A 22,203-nucleotide genomic window follows, 5' to 3' on the forward strand; every position below is an offset into this window, starting at 1 on the left:
AGGTCGCCCGGTAGGGAGTACGGCGTCTGGACGCTTCAAGTAATACGCAGGTTTGACGCTTTCCATTGGCCTCATTCGTATGGTCGGGGGACCGAGCGGAGGAGGAAATCATCAATGAGCACACGATTATCAGCTAGCGGAGCGGCCCGCGGGTACACGCCAAGAAAGGGACGCTCGATCATCATGGTCGTCGTCGCTTTCGTCTCTGCGACATTCGGGTTCATGGCGCCGCCCATATCCGGTAACGGGGAGGCGCGCGCGGACACCGCGACCGCGGGCCACTTCGTTCCCATGGCTTTCACCGCTTTGCTGGACACCCGGACCGGAACCGGCGCGACGAAGGCGAAGATTCCCGCCAACGGATCGGTGACTTTCCAGGTCACCGGGCGTACGGGAATCCCCTCGACCGGTGTCTCTGGGGCCTTCATGACCATCGAAGCCATCAATCCCGCGCAGAACGGTTCGTTAAAGGTGGGAGCGGCGGGTCAGACGCCTTCGGTGAGCGCGCTGAGCTTCAAGGCCGGTCAGAGCGCCTCCAACACCGGCATGATCGAGGTGAACGCGCAAGGAAAGGTGACGGTCACCAATGCCAGCGCCGGCGCCGTCGACGCCACAGTCTCCACCAGTGGCTTTTATCTGGCGGACAACGGCTCGGTGCCGGGGAGTACGTACAGCCCCGTGCCCGCGGACCATTACCTCTACGACACCATTCGCGGCGACAACTGGGGCTTGCCGGGAAACAAGCTGGGCGCGAACAGCTCAGCCGCCTTCGGTGTCAACGGTCACGCGGGCGTTCCCGCCAGTGGAGCCACCGCGGTCGCCCTGAACATCACCGTGCAGGACCAGACCGCGGGCGGTTGGGTGTCCATCTATCCGGTTCTGTCGCTGGACCCCAACGTCAGCGCCCTCGACTACACGGCCGCGAGCGGGCAGACCACCAGCTCCCAGATCGTCTCGCTGAACGCGAGCGGGTTCCTGGCGTTCACCAACCACGGCAGCAGTCCGATCAACGCCTCGATCACCATCCGCGGCTATTTCACCGCTGAGGGGGATGGCCCGGACGGCCTGAACTACACGGAGATCCCGCCCCAGGCGATCGTCGACACCGCCAACACGACCGCGATCCCCGCCGGCCAGTCCTTGACCTTCAACTCCTCGCAACTCGCCGCGACGCCTGACTCGGTCTCCGCCGCGGCGCTCACCGTCACCACACGCGACGCGCAGCAGGCCGGCTGGCTGTCGGTGTATCCCGCGGACAGCAGCGACCCGAATCTGCCGAGCGTCTCCTTCCCCGCCGGCCCGGGAAATGCCAGCGGGTCGGACACCGTGGTCACCAGCGGCGACCAGAAGATCACCTTGACGAACCACAGTTCCGGCGCTGTGCACGTCCAGGTCGCGGTCAGTGGGTACTTCGTGTCGGACGGGACACCCATCGACGGCGCCCCGGCCCCGGCCGGGGACCCGACGGGCGGGAGCCCTGACACCGTTCCCGACATGCCGACCGCGGTGCCGACTGATGACTCCGACCCCGACGACGTATCCGCCGACCTGGAGTCTCCCACTGTCTCCACGGGTATCGACGACGCCTCGCCCTCGAACGCGTCGGCAGCCACGAAAGTCCCGTGGACTTCATGGTGCGTCTATTCGGCCTCCAGGCCGTTCATTCTCACGAAGACCTCTCGCGACATCCACGCCAAAGGAAAGAAGAAGTCCTGCGGAGGGAGCGCGGGTCCTCCTGACAGGTGCCATGCCGGGGTCGACCTCGAGGCCTGGAACCTGATCGGTGATCACCAGTGGCACGTCGTCGCGCACAACGGTGGGAAGTGGACCAAGTGCAAGGGGCAGGTCGTGGCGACCTACAAGAACTGCCACTACCAGCCAAGATACCGAGTCTGGTACCGGACGGCGCTCTGGCTCCAGATCCAGAAGAGAGGTTTGTTCAGCACACCGGGCTGGTCTTACAGCAAGACCAAGGACTTCTACTGCGACTGATGTGACCGCGCGACCTTCCTGATCCGAGGCGCCCCGCCTGACCCGGCGGGGCTGTCCTCTGCGCCACCGCTGGAGGACGTCTCAATCCGGCAAGCCTTCAGTGGACTTCTGGGCTGGTTTGCAGCGCACCGCCGCGGCGCCGCGCAGCGTGCACCATCCGGCCGCGTACGGGAGGAGCAGCGTGTCTCCGGCCTTGACCGGGACCGGCGGGGCATGTTCGCTCGTGACGAGCCCGGCGCCGTCGGTGACCGCGATGATCGAGTACGCCGGCTCCAGCACGCTGACGGGATCGGGACGCAGCCTCTCGGCGGCGAAGAACTCATCGGCGAACTCGGCGAAGAGGCGGCGAACCCCGGGCCGGGCGTCAGCCGATGGGCGGGCGCGGCGTAGCTCGTTCAGCCGTTCCGCGCCCCAGCCGCTCCGGTCGACGCAGCCGAGTGCCTGGTCGTAGCCGAGGCCCAGGTGTCCGACGGCCGGGCCGTCGACGGCGAAGCCCTCCCATTCGAGCAGCACCGAGAAGTCGGTCGGCTCCTGTACCTCCACCATGAGGATCCCGGCCCCGATGGCGTGCGGCAGACCCGCGGGGCACACGATGGCGTCGCCGGGCCGCACCGGCACGCGGTTCGTGGCGTCGAGCATCTGATCGATTCGCTGGTCCGCGACCCAGCGGGCCAGTTCGCCCGGCTCGACGTCCCTGGTGAAGCCGAGATGCACCGCCGCCTCCGGTTCGGCCGAGACGATCACCCAGGCCTCGGTCTTCCCGTACGGCGAGGCCAGGTGGTCGGCGGCGAATCGCCGATCGGGGTGCACGTGCAGCGGTAGCCGTTCCCCCGCGTCCAGCAGCTTCACCAGGATCGCGGGGTCGGCGCCGTGTTCCGCGACGTGTTGTTCGCCCAGCCACCACAGGGGATCGCCGGCGATCGCCTCGGCGAGTGACCGGCCGTCGGGCAGCGTGGTCAGTCCCGCGGGCGCCGCCCCGTGCCGGCTGGTGGTCGAGGCGACCCAATCCTCCGGATAGTAGAGATCATCGGCGGACGGTATTCCGCGGAACCGGCCGATGCGCCCGGCACCCCGGTAGAACGAGCGTGGAGTGTTCGCGGGCAGGAGGAAGCTGGGCATGCAGGTGCTCCGGGGTCAGGCGTTTCATGATCGGTACCATTCGCTGGGTAGTTCCTTCACCACTACGTCGAGCGGCCGGGCCGGGGTGAAGGGGCGCCCATACCGCCGCGTCACCTCGTTGAGCTCCTCGAGTCGCGCCCTGGCCGCCGCGGTGGCTTCCGCGCGGGCGGCGGGGTCGTGGGTGGACACGGCGTCGCGCCAGATCGACCGGCCGGCGAGGTAGCCGGCGGCGCCGGCCTGGCAGGCGATCTCGACCTGCGTCTTGAAGTCGGCATATTCCACCCCGGCGGACAGGATCACCCACGGTACGCTCACCATCGAGTCGAGCTCCGCGCAGGCGGCTGCCGCCTGCTCACGTCCTTCTTCCGTGTCGACGTAACCGGGGAACTCCACCTTGAGCATGTCGACGCCGAGCTTTTCGGCGGCCGCGGCGGAGGCGATGATGCCGCGCACCCGCTCGGCCTTCCACTCGGCGGTGGTCGGGTCCTCGCCCGGCAGCGGGTACCAGATCGGCTCGACCACCAGGGGCAGGCTGAGCTCGGCGCATTCGGCGACGAGGCCGGCCACGAGCTGCCGCTGCTGCTCGGCGACGACTCGACCGCCGTCGGGGCGGTAGAACCACAGCAACTTGCACATGTCGGCGCCGGCCATCTTGATCCGGGTGGCGCTCCAGTCCGCGCGCAGCCGGGTACGGCGCGGTCCGTCCGCGTGCCGGTAGTCCTCGTCCTCGATGCTCGACATCAGCCCGACGGTGCCGGGCACCGCGCCGGAGGCCACGAGGTGGCCGAGGGCGTACAACGGGTCGAGCAGCACGGCCGAGATCGACGGGGCCACGGCGCGGACCACCGCGTCCTTCGCGGCGACGACATCGGCGAAGGTGACGCTCGCCGGATCGGGCGCGAGCAGTTCGGCGAAGTCGGACAGGTGGTCGAGGGCGCAGATGAGGAAGTAGCCATCGGCACTGGTGACGCGCTGCAGGCCACGGATCTTGCCAGGATCGATGATCGAGTTCACTGGGTGTCTCCAGGTGCTACTTGAACGTAGGGCTCAAGCGGTGGCCTGCTCCGGCTCGCCCGCTCATCGTGCGGGCAGTCGGAGAGCAGCACGCCGGCGACGAATATGTCGTCGAGCCCGATCGTGTTGGGCCCGGATGGGCCAGGTACGGCGTCGGCCCGCCGGACAGGGAACCGCAGCAGGCCAGCAGCGGCGCGCCGTCTGAAGGGCCGAGGCCTGCTGGCTGTCATCGCTTCTCCTAAGACGCAGGAGTCTGAACGCAGTGGTCCGGGGGATGACAAGATTGCGGGTTCCTGCCGTATTCGCTGGGCAGGCTTGCCTACATCTGCCACAGTATGCTTGTTATTGCGAATGGGTCAATGGCTAGATCGCAAGAAATCGCAGAAACCTGAAACTAGCCGCAACTAGCCGCATCGCAGGAGTGAATCATGCAGGACACGGCATTGCCCGCGAAGCGTCGCGCCGAACTCGTGCGGCACGTCCGCGAACGCGGTCACGCCACGGTCGCCGAGCTGGCGGAACGTTTCGCCGTGTCCATGGACACCGTCCGCCGAGACCTCGACCACCTCGCGGAGCGGCGGCTGATCGCCCGCACCCACGGTGGCGCGATGCGCACGGACGAACTGGCCACGGCCGACATCCCCTTTGACAGTCGCGCGGCCGTGCACCACCAGGCCAAGCAGGCCATCGGCATCGCCGCGGCGCAGCTCATCTCCAACGGCGAGACCCTGATCGTCAACGGCGGCACGACCACGCTCGCGGTGGTCCGGGCGCTGGCCGGCAAGCGTGACCTCACGGTGGTGACGAACAATCTGCGCCTGCCCCCCGAGATCCCGCAGGACGCCGTGCGCGACCTCTATGTCATCGGCGGCAGCTGCCGCATCTCGTCAAATGTCACCATTGGGCCGGTGACGTTCGCCGACACCCAGGGCATCAGCGCCGACACCGCGGTGATCGGCGTCGGCGGCATCTCGGCCGATGGCGGGCTGTCCACCAGCAACCTGCAAGAGGCCCAGATGATGCGCCAGATGATCGACGCGGGCACGCGGGTCGTCGTCGTGGCCGACTCGTCGAAGTTCGGCAGGAGCGCTTTCGTGCACATCTGCGGCCTCGACCGGGTATCGGTCCTGGTCACCGACGCGCCGCCGCCCGAGGACCTCGCCGTGGCATTGAAGGACGCCGAGGTGGAGCTGGTCACCGTGGGATGAGGCCCCCGACGTCCTAGCTGCCCACGCTCTGGTAGTGCCGGAGCTGGTGGCACCAGAAGCGGTAGGCGAGGGTGAACAGGGCGAGCCCCAGGAGCGGGCTGCCGTACGCCACGAAGGCGGGGACGTTCAGCGACGCCGCCTTGCCCAGCAGGACGCTCGCCGGTACGTACGCCACGAACGCGACCGGCAGCACGAACGTCAGCAACCACTGCGTGACCCCGCCGAACACGCTCATCGGGTACGAGCCGAACTTGCTGAACACGTCATCCAGGAACACGCGCAGCGCGCCGGTGTCCAGCATGCGCATCGACAGGGACGCCAGCGACAGGTGGACCGAGGCTTCCACCAGCGCGCCGCCCACGACGGCCAGCAGGCAGAGGGCGGCCATGGGCGGGCTCCAGGCGGGGGCCGCCACGAACAGCAGGACGAGGCCGGTCAGCAGGTCGCCCACCTGGCCGATGCCCATGCGTTTGGTCATGATCTGGAGGAGGGGGTTGAGCGGGCGGAGCAGGACACGGTCCAGTTCGCCCTCCCGGACCAGCCACTCCATGAAGATGAGGCTGCTCAGCGGCAGCATGCAGAGCGCGTGGGCGGTCAGGCGCAGGCCGTACAGGAACGCGATCTCCTGTAGGGTCCAGCCGGCCATGGAGGCGAAGGTGTGCATGACGACCCAGACGAAGGCGAAGCCGCTGCCCTGGTAGACCGCTCCGGTGGCGATGCCGATCAGCGCGTTGAGCCGATACTGCAGGGCGCCGCGCATGGTGGCGCGCTGGAGTCGCCAGTACAGGCGCAGGGTGCGGGCGAGTTCAGCCACCGTTGATCACCACCCTGCGATGCGCCCGCTGCCATACCGCCCACAGCAGGACCGTGAGGCCGGCGACCCACAAGGCCTCGGCGGCCAGTGCCTGCCGGACCGACGCGCCCGACAGGTGACCCACGTAGACGGCCGCGGGCACGTAGCCCAGGTACTTGAACGGCAGCGCATCGGCCAGAGTGCCCAGCGCGCCGGGGAAGAACGACAGCGGGACCAGGGTCCCGGCGAAGAACTGGCTGGTCAGCCGGTACAGCAGCGCGATCGCGCTGGTCTCCAGCGTCCAGAAGCCGATCAGGCAGATGAGCAGTGACAGCTGCACCGAGATGGCGTAGCCGAGCAGCAGTGTCCCGGCGTAGGCGAGCGGCTGGCCGGTGGGGGTGATCGAGCCGACCAGCAGGACCACCGGGATGGCGGGGGCCAGCAGGAGAAGGCCGCCGGCGGTGTGCCCGGCCTGGAAGGCGGCCAGTTGCGGCAGGTAGCCGGTCGGGCGGGACAGGTCGAAGAACACCATGCCGGTACGGATCCTGAACAGGGCGATGTGCGGGACGACCGGCGTGGTGGCGAACGCCTGGAGGTTGGCCAGGCTCAGGTAGGCCAGGAGCTGCGGGAGCGTCATGCCCTGGGCCTGCTGCTGCGCGCCGTACACCGAGGTCCAGACCATGCGCAGCAGGAAGACCTGCGCGATCAGCGTCAGCACGGTCATGATCACGCTGCTGCGGTAGGCGAGCTGGAAGCGCAGACCGATGCGGGCCATGCCGATCAAAGGGCCGATCAGGGGGCGGATCATCGCGTGCTCTCGATGTACAGCTGCTTGATCACGCCCTCCAGGTCGGGCTCCTGGATGGACAGGTCGCGGATGGTCTGTTCGGCGGCGACCTGGCCGATCAGCTCGGGGACGGAGGCGCCGCCGGCGATGTCGAAGGTGCGGGTCTGGCCGTCGGCCAGGTGGATCGCCAGCCGCCGGGGCGGGGCGTAGGCGGTGACGAGCGCGTCGATGCCGCCGTCATAGAGCACCCGGCCCTTGTCGATCAGGATGATGCGCTTGCACAGCGCCTCGACGTCGGCCAGGTCGTGGGTGGTCAGGACGACCGTGGTGCGCCCGGACTGGTTGGTGTCGGAGATGAACTCGCGTACCGCCTGCTTGGCCAGGACATCGAGGCCGACGGTCGGTTCGTCCAGGTACAGGATGGGCGGGTCGTAGAGCATCGCGGCCGCCAGGTCGCCGCGCATCCGCTGGCCGAGGCTGAGCTGCCGGACGGGGGTGTCCAGGAAGTCGTCGAGGCCGAGCAGGTCGCGCATGCGGCGCAGCGCGGTGGTGAAACGGTCGGCGGGTACGTCGTACAGGTCGCCGACCAGGCGTAACGACTCGATCAGCGGTAAGTCCCACCAGAGCTGGCTGCGCTGGCCGAAGACCACGCCGACGGACCTGGCGTTGGCCTTCCTGTCCCGCCACGGCACCCGCCCGGCCACCTCGACCAGGCCGCTGGTGGGGGTGAGGATGCCCGTCAGCATTTTCACGGTGGTGGATTTGCCGGCGCCGTTGGGGCCGAGGTAGCCGACGACCTCGCCTTCGGGGATCTCGAAGCTGACGTCGTCGACGGCGATCCGCTCGTCGTACTGGCGGGTGACGAGGGTGCGCAGGGCGCCCAGGGGGCCGGAGAAGGTTCGAGGCCGGCGGAAGGCCTTCGTCAGTGACTCGACCTTGATCATGAAGACATCCTTCAGCGAAGGATGTGGCGTGGCAACTAGTTTCCGGCCGGGAAACAGCTGAGGCCCCGCCAGTGGTCTGGCGGGGCCTCGGCCTTACGAGTGCGTACCGGTGTGCGTGTCGCCTCTCGGCGAAAGGCGCAACGCGGCTCCAGCCGAACGGTATTCCGCGAAGGCAATAGGTGAGGCCCGGGGACACTGGGCACACCGGCCACGAGTCATGTAACCGAAGTCAGCCGCCAGACATTCCCGTGACCGGGGCCAGCAATTCGAGGGAGCGCAGCCAGGCCTTCCGGTCGGGGGCCATGGAGACGACGATCAGCTCGTCGGCCTGGGCCTGCTTGGCGAAGCGGTCCAGGTAGTCCCGCACCTCGGCGGCGGTTCCGACGCCGGAGTACTTGGCCATCTGCAGGAGCTGCTGTCCGGCCGGTGAGGCGAGGATGACGTCGGCCTCCTCCGGGGTGAACGTCTGGCCCCGGCCGAGGAACCGGGTCACCCGGCTGCGCTTGGCGTTCAGGAACTGCGCCTCCGCCTCTTCCGTGGTGTCCGCCGCGATGACGTTGACACCGGCGATGACGTACGGCTCCGCCAGCTGCCTGGACGGCTGGAACTCGCGCCGGTAGAGCGCGACGGCGTCCTCCAGCGCGGTGGGGGCGAAGTGGGAGGCGAAGGCGTACGGGAGGCCGAGCATGGCGGCGAGCTTGGCGCCGAACAGGGACGAGCCGAGGATGTAGAGCGGCACGTCAGTGCCCTTGCCGGGGGTCGCGTCGATGCCCGGGATGCGGGATTCGCCGGTCAGGTAGCCCTGGAGCTCCAGTACGTCCTGCGGGAAGTCGTCGGCGGAGGCCGGGTTGCGGCGCAGGGCGCGCATGGTCTGCTGGTCGCTGCCCGGCGCCCGGCCGAGGCCCAGGTCGATGCGTCCGGGATGCAGGGTTTCGAGCGTGCCGAACTGTTCGGCGATGGTCAGCGGGGCGTGGTTGGGCAGCATGATGCCGCCGGCCCCGAGGCGAATTGTCGTGGTCTGTGAGGCTACGTGGGCTATGAGGACGCTGGTCGCGGAAGAGGCGATGGAGGGCATGTTGTGGTGCTCCGCGTACCAGATCCGCTGGTAGCCCCACTCCTCCGCGCGCTGGGCCATGGTCACGCTGGCGCGGAAGCTGTCACCCGCCGTCTCTCCGTCTCCGATGTGTGCAAGGTCAAGGATGGAGAGCGGGAAAGCCATGAAAGGTGCAACCCCCGACGAGCCGGGGTTATTTCGGCGACCGAACAGTTACCTCGACGGCCAGTATTCCTCCCCCCGTAGCTAGGCGAACATGAGTCGGCACACACGGGGATCCAACAGGGGGGATCACATTGCGCAGGGATGACGCATTACCCAGCTATGAGCAGCTCTTCGGCGAACTCGACTTCTGGGAGGGCGACGAGGCCCGGTCGGTCTACTCACCGGCCGCCTATCTCGTAGACCTCCTCAGGCTCCTGGAAGGCGTTTTCCGGGATCCGGACCTGCTGGCTCGACGGCCCGATCTGGCCAAGATCCTGCTCGACGCCGAGCACACGTTCACCGAGTCGCCCTACCTCGACATCGTCAACGAGGTGCTGGAGACGGTCGTCGGGAGCGAGCCGTACGAGACGCTGCGAACGGCCCGCCACCCGTTCGGGATGCCGTTCTCCCTGCTGGCCGAGCAGCTCACGATGTACCTGCGCCGGCTCAAGGTCGCGCCCGAGGAGTTCTACCGGCTCTTCGCCCCCGACGTGGATCCCGACGTGGTCGCGCGGCTGTCTCTCGCGCTCTCGGCCGAGGACGTCCAGGTCGTGACCGTCCCGGTCACCTCGGAAGACCAGCTCAGAGCCGACTACGGGCTCGGCGCGGAGGAGCCGCTCAGCGCGCTGGAGGACGTCGAGCGGTTCAGGCGGGCGACCGGGCTGACCACGGTCGAGGTACGCGAGCTGGTCTATCAGAGCGAGGATCCGCAGCGGCCGCCGTCCACGTTCTTCGTCAATGGGGGAAATGACACCTCTACCGCCATAGACAGCCGGCGACTGGTCGGTGCCGGGTTCGCGTGGTTCGAGCGGGTCAACAGGTTCGTCCGGCTGGCCCGCAAGACCGGCCTGAGCATGACCGACCTCGATCGGGTGCTCACCACCTGCTGCGAGAACCAGCTGGACCTGGCCGCGCTGCGCACCATCGCCGTGGTCGTGTTCCTCCAGAAGGGCTACGAGCTGACCGTCGACGGGGTGTGCGGCCTGGCCGTGCCGATCGAACCGGCCGAGCTCGAGGATCTGCCCGACGTGTCCGGGGACATCCTGGCAACACACAACAAGGAGTACCGTCGCCGTTTGGCACGTTCCATCGAGACGGCCGAGAACGACATCGTCGACATCGTGACGCGCTACCGCGACAGGTACAACGCGCTGGAGCCGAGCCCGTTCGACCGGGGGGAGATCGGGCTGTCCGCGATCGCGCTGCTGCAACGGGCCGGGCGGCTCGTCGCGGCGCTCGGCTTGTCCGTCGGTGAGCTGTTCGACCTGCTGGAGGTGCTGGAGAGCGATCCGTCGCTGCAGCGGTACACGACGTTCCCGATCCTCGGCGGTACGGAGCCGCGGACCCGCGACTGCTACCGGATCCTCGAGGGCTCGGACGTGGCGTCGAGCCTGTGGCTGGCGCAGACGCTGCTCGCCGTCGGGCGCTGGATGCAGGACGGCGGGTTCAGCGCGCAGGACCTGGCCGACATCCTCGGCGGGGGGACGCCGGCCGACGACGACCAGGTGACCGTGCTCGACGGGATCAACCGGCGGTTCGAGTCGGCCGTGATGACCCCCGAGCTGTTCGTGTCGCGCCGGTTCGGCGAACGGGCGTCCCACGTGCTCCACGACGTCCTGACCGCCTACGACGACGGCGTGGTCTCCGCCCGGGACGAACGCCTGCTCCGCCTCGACCGGACCAAGGCGCGGCAGGCCGCCTACGACGCCGTCACCGACCTCGGGCTGATCGTCAAGGAGGACTTCGTCGGCCTGGGGCTGGACGAGCGGCTGACGGCGAAGATCTTCGCCAACCTGGTCTTCGCGGGCCGCCTCCAGAGTGACGGCGCGCTCGTCGCCGACGGGCTGCCGAAGACGGTGGCGGAGCTGCGGCCGGCGAGAGACTACAGCTCGTTCGCCGAGCCGCTGTTCAAGCTGATCAACAGCCTCGGCAACGGCACCGCTTCCTTCTTCCCCTCCGACCTGGCCTCCCTCGGCAACCTGACGGAGGAGCAGCAGGCCGAGCTGTACGACAACCTCGTCTTCAACGGCTACCTCGACAGCGAGGGCGACGTCACCGACCCCGGCTTCTTCGCGGACGAGGCGAACGCCGGGCGGTTCATGGTCAACGCGGACCTCGACGACGTCGCGCCGGGCGTACTGGCCGAGCTGCTCGACCGGGTCGACCGGTTCAGGCAGGAACGGCTCACGCTCGACCCCGAGATCTTCACCGAGCTGCGGGTGGACGAGGCGGCACTGCTGGCCAGCCTGCGCTTCAACGGCTACCTCGACGAGGACGGCGTCTATCTCGACAAGGCGGCGCTGGCCGGGCTGCGGCTGGACGACTTCGGGCTGGCGCTGGAGTTCTATCCGCGCCGGCGGGCCGTCCTCGACGCGATGAAGGAGCAGATCGCGGCCTTCCAGAAGGAGACGTACGCCTTCACGCCCGACGACTTCGTGGACGTCGCCGACGACGCGATCGCCCAGCGGGTGATCGACGCCCTCGAAGGCACCTACCTCCAAGAGGGCCGGGTGCTCGACGAGAGCGGTGAGGTGGACCTGGGGGACGGGTTCGTGCCCGCCGAGCAGGTGATCGTCGCCGGCCGGATCGCGGAGATCCTGAAGGACGAGCAGCCGTACCGCCTCGACCTCCAGGCGGTCACCGACCTCGGCTTCGACGACGGGGAGCGGGCCGATCTGGTGAGCGTGCTCGTCGCGGCCGGGCATCTCGACGAGGCGCTGGCCGTGCCCGAGGACCGGCTCGACTACTTCCGCGCCGCGACCAACGCGCTCGACTTCACGGTGCCCGGCGTGGAGGACTACGCCAAGGAGCTGTTCTTCCTGCTGCACCCCGTGGCCAAGGAGCTCGCCGCGGCGGTCGACGAGGTCACCGACACGCTGGAGCGGCGGGCCGAGCAGCAGCAGGCGGCGCTGTGGTCGGTGCTCGCCGACGCGTTCGGCGTGCCCGCGGCGACCGTCGAGGCGATCTGCGTCGCGGTGATCGGCGGCGTCCAGGAGGCGCTCGACGTGCTGGCCGCGCCGGCCCTCATCGCGGCCGAGGAGAGCGGCGAGGTCACGGTCGTGCCGCCGGATCCGCACTTCCGGCAGGCCTACCGGCGGATCCGGCGCTTCGCGCTGCTCGCGGCCAAGCTCGGCCTGGACCCCACCGAGGTCGCCGTGTCCTTCCAGGACCAGGACCTGGTCGGCAAGTACCCCGAGCCGCTGGCGCTGCCGCCGGGACTCGACCGGTTCGACGCCGTGCTGGACAGCTCCGACGGCAACATCTACCTGTTCGGCGAGGGCGGCTACTGGACTTACGCGAAGGCCACGTACGCGCTGGCCGACCCGCGGCCGAAACAGCTCATCGAGCTGTCGGCCCGGTTCACCGGGCTGACCGGCGTGGACGCCGCGTTCGCGCACCCCGACGGCACCGAGTGGATCATCGGCCACGGCGGCGACGGCGGCTCACACGTCTTCGTCAAGGAGCGCGGCGGCACTCGCTGGGCGGCGAAGGAGCAGGTCTGGGGGAAGGTCAGGAACAACTTCGACGACCCCCAGCGGATCGACAGCGCGTTCGTGGACGAGGACGGCAAGACCTACCTCTTCTCCGGCGATCAGTACATCCGCTACACCACCCCCGAATACGGTGTGGTCGACGAGGGCTACCCGCGCGGCATCGACGAATGGTGGGAGGGGGAGGGCCACGACACGCCGCTGCCCAAGGCGTTCAAGAAGTCGGTCGACGCCTCCTTCCAGGACCGCGACGGCGGGATCCACCTCTTCACCGGGCAGCGTTACCTCGCGGTAGGGGGTACGGAGGAGGCGATCACCGACAGGTGGGGCCGGGTCCGCAACGTCTTCGACGGCGCCGAACGCGTGGGCGCGGCCTACGCCGACGCGACCGGCGTCCACCTCTTCGCCGGCAACCAGGTGATCCGCTACTCCGGCAGCATCGAGAACGACGGCCTCCGCGTGGACGACGGCTACCCACGGCGCATCGAGTCGGACTATCCGGGCATCCCCGGGCAGTTCGAGTCGGGCGTCGAGGCGGCCTTCGCCGACTGGGACGGGGCCGTCCACCTGTTCAAGGACGGCCGGACGGCCAAGGGCGACGGCGCCGCCGTCCCGACGGCCGAGCGCTGGGGGGTGCAGGCTCCCGTGCTGCCCAGCGGTACGGTCGACGCCGCGTTCACCGGGCTGGACGGGAAGACCTACCTGTTCAGCGGCGGGAGATACCTCAGATACTCCGGCGCCGACTACTCCGTCGTGGACCTCGGCTACCCGCGCGCGATCGCCGCCGACTGGGGCGGGCTGCGCGAGGTGGGCGCCTCGTTCGTCATGGACGGCAAGACGTACCTGTTCGGCGAGGGCGGCGAGCTCTTCGACGTGCCGCTGGAGCAGGAGAACGAGCTGAACGCCGGCCGCCTGTCGCCCGCGCTGCGGCGGCGGTTCATGGAGCACGGCCTGACCTTCGCGGAAGGAGTACGCGTCAGCGGTACGGCCACGGACTGGCACGTCGTCACCGAGCAGCGGATCGACGTCACGCTCGTCCGCGAGGCCAAGCGGATCCGGGTGCAGGCCGACGCGGGCCACTTCTACGTCCGCTACTCGACCAGGGACTACACCACGCCGGACGTCGGCTACCCCAAGCCGGTCGCCGACAACTGGTGGAACCTGCCCGCCGCGCTGGCGGACGACCCCGCCTTCACCACGATCGACGCGGTCTTCAGCGCCGGGGACGGCCAGACGTACCTGTTCTCCGGTGATCGTTTCGTGGTGTTCGACCACCGGCACCGCTGGTGGTCCGAGCCCCGCACGCTGCGCGAGCACTGGGACAGCATCCCCTTCACCAGGGTGGACGCCGCCTTCATCGGCAAGGACGGCCGGACGTACGTGTTCTCGGGCGACCAGTACGCCCGCTACTCCACCCGCGACTACACCCGGATCGACGACCGCTATCCCGCGAGTGTCCCGGCGTACTGGGGCAACGTGATCAGTAACCTGGCCAGGACCGGGCGGGTCGACGCCACGCTGGTCATGGACGCGACGGAGCTGGTCGAGGGCGTCGAGGTGACGCGTACGTACACGTACCTGTTCTCCGGCAACCAGTACGTGCGCTACGAAGGTCACGACTACACGACCGTGCAGGAGGGTTACCCGCGCGCGCTCGCGGAGCTGTCCCGGGAGCCGCGGCTGGGCAACCTGAGCGTCACGCTCGACGGCGTGGACGCGGCCTTCGCCGATCGGCGCAACGTCTACCTGTTCAGGGGGGCGCGGTGCCACGTCGTCTCCAGCGAGCTGTACCGGAGTTACGCCGATCTCGCGCCGGTGAGCTGTGCCTTCGTCGAGGACGGCGCGGTGCTGGTCGAGGGACCGGACGGCTGGCGACGGCTGTCCGCGATCGAGGGGACGACCGTCACGACGACGCCGGTCCGGCCGCGGACGCTGCGCCCGGTGCCGGAGGAGTTCAGGACCGGCCTGGACGCCGTCCTGGAGGGCGCCGACGGCACCACGTACCTGTTCAAGGGGCCGAACTGCTTCAACACCCGGCTGAACCGGGCGTACCCGCTCACCGAGGAGTGGGGCCGACCCCGTAACACGATTTATCAGGACAACGCGGTGGACGCCGCGTTCACCGGGCTGGACGGGAAGACCTACCTGTTCAGCGGCGATCAGTTCGTCACCTACACCGGCACCAGCGACACGATCGACGGGGACCCGCTGCCCATCGCCGACCACTGGGCCGGGCTGACCGGCGTGGCGCTCGCCTACGTGCGCGACGGCAGGACCTACGTGTTCGAGCACCCGGACGACGACGGCATGCTGCGCTACCTCGTCTATTCGGGGGAGGACTACCGGCGGCCCGACGACGGCTACCCCATGGTCACGGACGCCGGCTTCTGGGAGGTCCCCGGCGACGAGAGCGACGTGGTACCGGACGCGGTGCTGTTCGAGGGCGGCACCATGCTCCTGCTGTTCGGCGAGCGGTGCGTCCAGTTCGATGAGGCGACCGGGCGGTGGTCCTACCCTCGGCCGACCGAGCGGATCTGGCGGGACTTCGGCAGCGGCCTGGAGCCGGGCGACGCCCTCAGGACCGCGTTCAGCGCGGCCGACGGCGCGACGTACTTCTTCTTCCGGGAGAGCTACGCCCGCTACGCCGACCGCGCCTTCTCCCCGCTCGCCCCGATCCGCGAGCGGTGGGGCCGCGCGCTCCACCCCTTCACCACGGTCGACGCCGCCTGCGTGTACCGAGGCGAGACCACCTTCCTGTTCTCCGGCGACCAGTACGTCCGCTACACCGGTGCCGAGTACCGCTACGTGGACCCCGGCTACCCGAAGAAGATCATCGGCAACCTACGCCAGGAGGAGGCGTTCGCCGGCCTGCCCGAGGCGTTCGAGGACGCGGTGACGGACCGGCCGCTGGACGCGGTGCTCGCCAACCGGCGCAACCTGTACCTCTTCGTGGGCGGCGCCTGCCACGTCGTGTCCGTGACGGCCGAGGCCGACTACGACCTCGGGCTGCTCGGCGGCGTGCGCAACACGCTCGTGGAGCGGCAGAAGGTCGACGCGGCCCTGGTCAGGGGCCCGCACACGTTCCTGTTCTCCGGCGACCAGTACGTCCGCTATTCCGGCACCGAATACGACACTGTCGACGACGGCTACCCCCGGACGATCGACGGCTCGCTCAGCTGGGACCTGGACCTCCCGAACCTGCCCGACGCGTTCGCCGACGGGCTCGACGCGGCCTTCCGGGGGCTCGACGGCGGGACGTACCTGTTCAAGGGCACCCGATACCTGCGTGCCGACCGGGCCGAGCCGGACCAGGCGGTCAACAGCCTGTGGGGCAAGGTGCGCAACGCGTTCGCCGACGGGCCGGGCATCGAGGCCGCCTTCGCCGCGCCGACCGGCGAGCTGTACGCCTTCAAGCACGGGCAGTACATCCGATACCAGCCCAACGACCTCGAATACGTCGCCGCCGGCTATCCCCGGACCGTCAAGGACGACTGGGGCGACCTGCCCGCCGCCTTCGAGGAGGCGGGGCCGGACGGCGCCTTCGTCTTCGAGGGCCGGACGTACCTGCTCAGGGATGACGAGTACGTCCGCTATTCGGGTGCTTACGACGCCGTGGACCGGACCTTCCCGCAGCCGATCAAGCACCGCTGGTCGGACAGCGCCGACTACCGGCTGAGCGATCTGCACACCATCGTCAGGTTCGTCGAACTGGCCCGGTCGCGTCCCGACGGCCTGGCCGCGTTCCTGCTGAACGGACCGGCGGCCGTCGAGGATCCGTACCGGTACCTGGCGGACCTGTTCGGCTGGGACGCCGACGAGCTGCGCTGGGCCAAGCGCAACGCCGCCCTGCTGACGGCCGGCACGCCGGAGGAGGACCGCTTCGAGATCGAGTTCGTGCTCAAGCTGGTGGACGTGTTCGCGGTCGCCGACACGTTCGACGCGGGACCGTCCACGATCTACACCGATGTCTGGTCCCGCGTCTTCGGCGCGACCCCGGCTCCCGAGGCCGCCAACACCGCTCTGTCCGGCCTGCTCGAACGGACGGTCAGCCCGGCGGACTGGGTCACCCTGTCGGGCCAGATCCACGACGAGCTGAACCTGCTCAAGCGCGACGCCCTCGCCCCGTCGGCGATCATCCGGCTGGACGGCTTCAGGACCACCCGCGACCTGTACGAGAAGTTCCTGATCGACGCGGACATGGGCGGCGCCGGCCGGACCTCGCGCGTCAGGGAGGCCATCGCGGCCACCCAGCTCTTCGTGCACCGCTACCTCCTCGACCTGGAGGAGGTCACGCTCCCGCCGGGCCGGGACGAGGAGGAGATCAGGCGGCGGCTGAAGACCTGGTGGGGGTGGCTGAAGAACTACCGGCTCTGGGAGGCCAACAGGAAGGTCTTCCTCTATCCCGAGAACTACCTGCGCCCCGAGCTGCGCTCCGACAAGACGCCCGCGTTCGAGGCGCTGGAGAGCGACCTGCTGCAGGGCGAGATCACACCGGAGACCGTACAACGGGTCTACAAGAGGTATCTGGACGAGTACACGGAGGTCTCCAGGCTGGCGATCGCCGGCGGCTACGTCTACCCCGAGGACGGGGCCGATGAGGGCACCCGGCGCCTGGTCCTGTTCGGCCGGACGCGGACGGCGCCGGCCCGCTACTACTACCGGGGCGCGGAGTTCAGGGACGGCGTGAACCTCTCCGCCACCTGGGAGCCGTGGCTCAAGGTGGACGTCCAGATCGACGCCGAGCGGGTCTACCCCGTGCACGCCTTCGGCCGCGTGTTCGTGTTCTGGACGGTCACGGAGACGGTCCCGGTCGTGGTCACGTCCGACACGACCATCGACGCCACGAGAACCGGCGACACCCAGAACGTCAAGACACCACCGCCGAAGTACCGCGTCAAGATCTACTACTCCTTCCTCAACCTGAACGGGGAATGGGGTGCCGCGCAACTGCTGGCCGCCGACGACGCCCAGGAGAAGCAGATCACCGGCGTCCGGCTCTATGTGCAGGCGTCGAGGACCGTCCCCGGCGGGCCGGACGGCCTGCACGACTCGATCATCGTCACCTGCTCCGACGCCGTCGGGGTCCGGTCGGCGTTCGCGCTCACGCCCGAGCTGTACGCGGTCAAGGCGGAAGGCGTGGCGGAGCCCCCGCGCGCCGTACGGCTGGACAAGATCTTCGCCGAGCCCGACACCAGCCCCGTGGACGAGCCCGGGGCCGTCCGGTTCAACATGCCGGCCGGGACCCTGGACCGGCCGTGGCTGAGCGTCGACCACAAGGGCGGCAGCTTCCTGTGCCGGCCGGTGACCGCGCCGAGCGGGGAGGAACCGCTGCTCCCGCTGGGCGACAACCCGGACAAGCTGCCGAAATGGCAGCGGATCGACGCCGCGTTCGAGCTGCCCGATGGCCGGCGATGCTTCTTCGACAACGCGGGCAAGCGCTTCAAGCTCGGCACCGAGAAGCTGGCCTCCATCAAGGACCGGTGGGGGATCATCGGCACCGGCCTGCTCAGGTCCGGTGTCGTCGACGCCGTGCTGGTGCGAGGCGGACACATCTACGTCTTCTCCGGCGCCGAGTACTACCGCTATTCGGGCCCACCGTTCGGGGCGCCCGACACCGGATACCCGAAGCCGCTCAACACCAACCCCGACAATCTGCCGCATTGGACCAAGGTGGATGCCGCGTTCACGCTCGACGGCACGGAGTACTTCTTCTCCTTCGCGGCGAAGCGGTATGTCGACTCCACGAACCCGACCGAACTGAAGCCGATCAGCTCTCGCTGGGAGCTGCCCAAGGACTTCGTGGCGGACTCGGCCTTCGCTCACCGCGACCGCGTCTACTTCTTCGCGGGTGACACCTACATCCGCTTCAGCGGCAAGACGCCCGACGACGGCCCGCAGCCGTTGAGCGAGAACACCGAGGGCCTGCCCCAGAGCGGTCCTGTAGACGCGGCGTTCTCCTACGACGACGGCCCCTACTTCTTCGACAACACGGCGGGCACCTACCTCGCCCCGGGCGGCCGGACCTCCCCGACCAGGGAGCTGGGCCGCATACCCACGGCCATCGGCACGACCGAGGCCGTCGACGCCGCGTACGTGGACGGCGACAAGCTCTACCTGACCAGCGGCCTGGAGCTGGTCCGCTACACGCTCCCCAAGGACGGAACCGTCCCCGACTACATCGACGACGGTTACCCCAAGAAGCTGAAGAGCCAGGTCAAGGCCGTGATCCAGCGCAACAGGCAGCGCTACGTGCTCGGCACGAGCGAGTACGCGCTGCTGGAGGCGGGGCAGGAGCCGACGGGACAGCTGGCCTACCGGCCGGTTCCCGGCAACTGGGGCGGCCTGCCCGCGGACTTCCAGACCACGTTCACCGGCGCGCTCGACGGCGCCAAGCTCTACCTGTTCCTCGGCGCCGACTACGTCGTCTACGAGTCGGAGCCGACGGCCCAGCGGCCCTACGAGTTCGCCGGGCTGCCGCACGAGATCGTCCGGCTGACGTCCAGCACGGCCTACCGGCTGAACAAGGAACTGCTGACCGGCGGCGTGGCGGCACTGCTGGCCCCCGAGACGCAGGAGACGGACGAGCTGCCCGCCTTCAGCTTCGAGGACTCCGACGCGACCACGATCAAGGTACGGCCGCAGGTGGCCGGGACGCCGTCCAGCTCGCACCTGGACTTCCAGAGCGCCAACGGCATCTACTACTGGGAGATCTTCTTCCACGCCCCGCTGCTCATCGCGCAGGCGCTGAACAACGCCCAGCGCTTCGAGGACGCGCGGATCTGGTACGAGTACGTCTTCGACCCGACGGAGCGGGTGAGGTACTGGCGGTTCCTGCCGTTCCTGGCGGTCGACCTGCGGGCGCTGGTCGGCAGTTGCCGCGCCGACCTGGCCGGGCTGGGCCACGACGGTTCAGCCGTCGCGACCTCACTCGAACCGATCCTCGCCCGGCTGGAGGGGCTGGCCCCGGTGTTCGAGCAGGTCGGCGAGCTCTCACAGGAGGACAAGGACTTCCTGGCCGGCCTGGCGGGCACCTGGCTGAAGGACATCGAGAAGACGCTGAAGGCCCTGCCGGGGGCGTCCGGCCTGCGGGAGCGGGTCGCCATGATCGGCTGGCTCCGGCGGCAGTACGACCTCATGGGCGACCGCGGGAAGCTGATCACGGCGTACATGGACGATCCGTTCGACCCGCACGCGATCGCGGAGCTGCGCCCGTCCGCCTACCGCCGGGCCGTGGTGATGGCCTACATCGACAACCTGCTCGACTGGGGTGACCTGCTCTTCCGCCAGTACACGGCGGAGAGCGTCGACGAGGCCAGGATGCTCTACATCTTCGCCTACGACCTGCTGGGGGAGCGGCCGGACGTCCTCGGCCCGCGCCCGCTGTCGGCCGCGCTGACCTACGAGGACCTGCGTCACCTCCCGCTGGCGGAGCTGGACGAGCTGGACGACGAGCTGAAGGCGCTGACCGCCGGGGGAGCCCTGCTGGAGGGGCCCGGGGAGGTGCACAAGAGCGTCGCGAGCCCGTACTTCTACGTGCCCGAGAACAGCGTCTTCTTCGAGTACTGGACCCGCGTCGAGGACCGGCTGCGGAAGATCCGGCAGTCGCTCGACATCATGGGCATCAGCCGGCCGCTGCCGCTGTTCGAGCCGCCGGCCGATGTCATGTCGCTGGTCCGCGGCGCCGCCTCCGGAGCCTCGCTGGACCGGATCACGCAGGGGATGGCGGCGCCGGTCCCGCACTACCGGTTCGCCTTCGTGTTCAGGAAGGCCCAGGACCTCGCCGACAAGGTCCGGCAGTTCGGCAACGACCTGCTCAACGTGCTGGAGCGGCGCGACGTGGAGGAGCTCGCCCTGCTGCAGAACCGGCAGGAGGGCACGATCCTCGCCTTGACGCGCGGCATCAAGGAGGCGCAGATCAAGGTCGCCGAGGAGAACCTGGCCGAGCTGGAGGCGAGCCGGGACGGGGCGACGGCGCGGGTCCAGCACTACGAGAAGCTCATCGCCGACGGGCTCTCCCCGCTCCAGGTCGAGCAGCTGACCCGGATGAAGAGCGGCTCGGACGCGCACTTCGTCGCGGGCGGCCTGAAGATCGCCGCCTCGATCGCCCTGGGCGTGCCGCAGGCACTGCTCGGCCCGTTCATCTTCGGCACGGGCTTCGGCGGCGAGCAGATCGGAAACGCCCTCGACAAGGTGGCCGACGTCTCCTCCACGCTGGCCGAGGGCTACAGCACGCTCGGCGAGCTGATCGGCGTGCGGTCGGAGCAGCAGCGCACGGCGCAGGACTGGGATCTCCAGCTCAACATGGCCAAGAGCGACGTGACCCAGCTCGGCCACCAGCTGACCAGCGCCCAGCACCAGCTGACGATCGCCCAGCGCGAGCTCGCCGTCGTCACGCAGGACATCGCCAACCTGGAGGCGGTGGCCGCGTTCATGAAGGACAAGTTCGCGGGCTCCGAGCTCTACCACTGGATGGCCGGGCGGATGTCCGGGCTGTACTTCCAGACCTACAACCTGGCCTACGAGATGGCGCGGTCCGCCGAGCGGGCCTACCGGTTCGAGCGGGGCGACTCCAACGGCGACAGCTACATCCAGCCGATGTACTGGGAGAGCCGGCGCAACGGCCTGCTCGCCGGCGACAGCCTCGGCTTCGACCTGGAACGGCTGGGCAAGGCGTACGTCGACACCGACAGCCGCGGGATGGAGATCACCAAGAAGGTCTCGCTGCTGGGCCTGGACCCGCTCGCCCTGCTGGCCCTGCGCGGCGAGGGGCGCTGCGAGTTCGCGCTGACCGAGGCGCTGTTCGACCGGGACTTCCCCGGGCACTTCCGGCGCCGGATCCGGACGCTGTCGGTCTCCTTCCTGGGCGCGGACGGGCCGCTCGGCGTCTACGCGACGCTGACGCAGCTCGACAGCAAGACCGTCCTGGCGGCCGACCCGAAGGCGGTCAAGTTCCTGCTCGACCCGAAGGGCGCGCCGCCCGACACGCTGCGCCCGGAATGGCGCTCCGGCCAGCAGATCGCGCTGTCGGACATCGAGGAGTACAAGGAGAACAACGGGCTGTTCGAGCTGCGCCTGGACGACGACCGTTACCTGCCGTTCGAGGGCACGGGGGCGGTCTCGCGGTGGCGGCTGCAGCTCTCGGGCCCGGCTCCGGCCGGCCTGAGCGACGTGGTCGTCACCGTCAAGTACGACGCGGACCAGGGCGGGGAGGCCTTCGCCAGCGCGGTCAAGGGCATGCTCAAGCCGTATGCCTCGGCCCGCTACTTCGACGTGGCGAGCGAGTTCCCCGACGAGTGGGCCCAATTCCAGGAGGGCGAGGACGACCAGCTCGTCCTGCCGTTCACGCCGGAGCTGTTCTCCGCCATGAGCGGGCGGCAGATCACCGGCGTCTACCCCAGGTACGAGCTGGCCGGGCGCGGTTCGGTGCGCTTCCTGCTCAACGGCGACAAGAGGCTCGCGCTCAACGACGGCAAGCTCCTGCGCACCCCCGGTCTCAGCGTCGGCGGGAACCCGTGGGTGCTGGTCCTGGAGGGTGACAAGGCGGCTCTCACCAACCTCGGCCTGGTGCTCACGTACCGGGCGAGCGTTCAGTAGGGG

At 69.1% G+C, this 22,203-nt stretch carries 10 protein-coding genes; 3 read left to right on the forward strand and 7 right to left on the reverse strand.

Annotated features, from left to right (window positions below):
- Positions 1-71: 71 nt before the first annotated feature.
- Entirely contained in the window at positions 72-443 is a 372-nt protein-coding gene (locus AB0B61_RS11800) for a hypothetical protein (protein ID WP_358431048.1), read from the reverse strand.
- On the opposite strand from AB0B61_RS11800, the gene AB0B61_RS11805 reads away from it, so the two are divergent.
- Positions 427-1,992 (forward strand): hypothetical protein, encoded by a 1,566-nt coding sequence (locus tag AB0B61_RS11805; protein WP_358431050.1) that lies wholly within the window; start codon positions 427-429, stop codon positions 1,990-1,992. The genes AB0B61_RS11800 and AB0B61_RS11805 overlap by 17 nt on opposite strands.
- 81 nt (positions 1,993-2,073) lie before the next feature.
- Here the strand turns inward: AB0B61_RS11805 and AB0B61_RS11810 are convergent, their stop codons facing one another.
- Both AB0B61_RS11810 and AB0B61_RS11815 read right to left on the reverse strand, forming a co-directional pair.
- Positions 2,074-3,111: a class I mannose-6-phosphate isomerase gene (locus AB0B61_RS11810; RefSeq protein WP_358431052.1), complete on the reverse strand. Its 1,038-nt coding sequence runs from the start codon at positions 3,109-3,111 to the stop codon at positions 2,074-2,076.
- Positions 3,112-3,135: 24 nt separating this feature from the next.
- Entirely contained in the window at positions 3,136-4,125 is a 990-nt protein-coding gene (locus AB0B61_RS11815; RefSeq protein WP_358431055.1) for a tagatose 1,6-diphosphate aldolase, read from the reverse strand.
- Positions 4,126-4,553: 428 nt separating this feature from the next.
- Here AB0B61_RS11815 and AB0B61_RS11820 point away from each other — a divergent pair, with 428 nt between their 5' ends.
- On the forward strand, positions 4,554-5,333 hold the full coding sequence (locus AB0B61_RS11820; protein ID WP_358431058.1) for a DeoR/GlpR family DNA-binding transcription regulator: 780 nt from the start codon (positions 4,554-4,556) through the stop codon (positions 5,331-5,333).
- 13 nt (positions 5,334-5,346) lie between these two features.
- Here the strand turns inward: AB0B61_RS11820 and AB0B61_RS11825 are convergent, their stop codons facing one another.
- The 4 genes from AB0B61_RS11825 to AB0B61_RS11840 form a co-directional block, all read right to left on the reverse strand.
- Positions 5,347-6,147 carry an ABC-2 family transporter protein gene (locus AB0B61_RS11825; RefSeq protein ID WP_358431060.1) on the reverse strand — a complete coding sequence of 267 codons (801 nt, stop codon included), beginning with the start codon at positions 6,145-6,147 and terminating at the stop codon, positions 5,347-5,349.
- A complete protein-coding gene (locus tag AB0B61_RS11830; protein ID WP_358431063.1) occupies positions 6,140-6,934 on the reverse strand; it encodes an ABC-2 family transporter protein in 795 nt (264 codons plus the stop codon). The genes AB0B61_RS11825 and AB0B61_RS11830 overlap by 8 nt, the downstream gene beginning before the upstream one ends.
- Entirely contained in the window at positions 6,931-7,857 is a 927-nt protein-coding gene (locus AB0B61_RS11835) for an ATP-binding cassette domain-containing protein (RefSeq protein WP_358431065.1), read from the reverse strand. The genes AB0B61_RS11830 and AB0B61_RS11835 overlap by 4 nt, the downstream gene beginning before the upstream one ends.
- Before the next feature lie 229 nt (positions 7,858-8,086).
- Complete coding sequence (locus AB0B61_RS11840) at positions 8,087-9,076, reverse strand: LLM class flavin-dependent oxidoreductase (protein WP_358431067.1); 990 nt, start codon at positions 9,074-9,076, stop codon at positions 8,087-8,089.
- A 131-nt stretch (positions 9,077-9,207) separates the two neighbouring features.
- On the opposite strand from AB0B61_RS11840, the gene AB0B61_RS11845 reads away from it, so the two are divergent.
- Positions 9,208-22,200 (forward strand): hemopexin repeat-containing protein, encoded by a 12,993-nt coding sequence (locus AB0B61_RS11845; protein ID WP_358431069.1) that lies wholly within the window; start codon positions 9,208-9,210, stop codon positions 22,198-22,200.
- Positions 22,201-22,203 lie beyond the last annotated feature (3 nt).

The organism is Nonomuraea sp. NPDC049158 (genome assembly GCF_040648335.1).
Lineage (GTDB): Bacteria > Actinomycetota > Actinomycetes > Streptosporangiales > Streptosporangiaceae > Nonomuraea.

Bases quoted from the DNA above. Each gene is read 5' to 3' on its own strand.
- AB0B61_RS11805 (WP_358431050.1), top strand. From the start codon at position 427: ATGACCATCGAAGCCATCAATCCCGCGCAGAACGGTTCGTTAAAGGTG.
- AB0B61_RS11800 (WP_358431048.1), bottom strand. From the start codon at position 443: ATGGCTTCGATGGTCATGAAGGCCCCAGAGACACCGGTCGAGGGGATT.
- AB0B61_RS11810 (WP_358431052.1), bottom strand. From the start codon at position 3,111: ATGCCCAGCTTCCTCCTGCCCGCGAACACTCCACGCTCGTTCTACCGG.
- AB0B61_RS11820 (WP_358431058.1), top strand. From the start codon at position 4,554: ATGCAGGACACGGCATTGCCCGCGAAGCGTCGCGCCGAACTCGTGCGG.
- AB0B61_RS11830 (WP_358431063.1), bottom strand. From the start codon at position 6,934: ATGATCCGCCCCCTGATCGGCCCTTTGATCGGCATGGCCCGCATCGGT.
- AB0B61_RS11835 (WP_358431065.1), bottom strand. From the start codon at position 7,857: ATGATCAAGGTCGAGTCACTGACGAAGGCCTTCCGCCGGCCTCGAACC.
- AB0B61_RS11840 (WP_358431067.1), bottom strand. From the start codon at position 9,076: ATGGCTTTCCCGCTCTCCATCCTTGACCTTGCACACATCGGAGACGGA.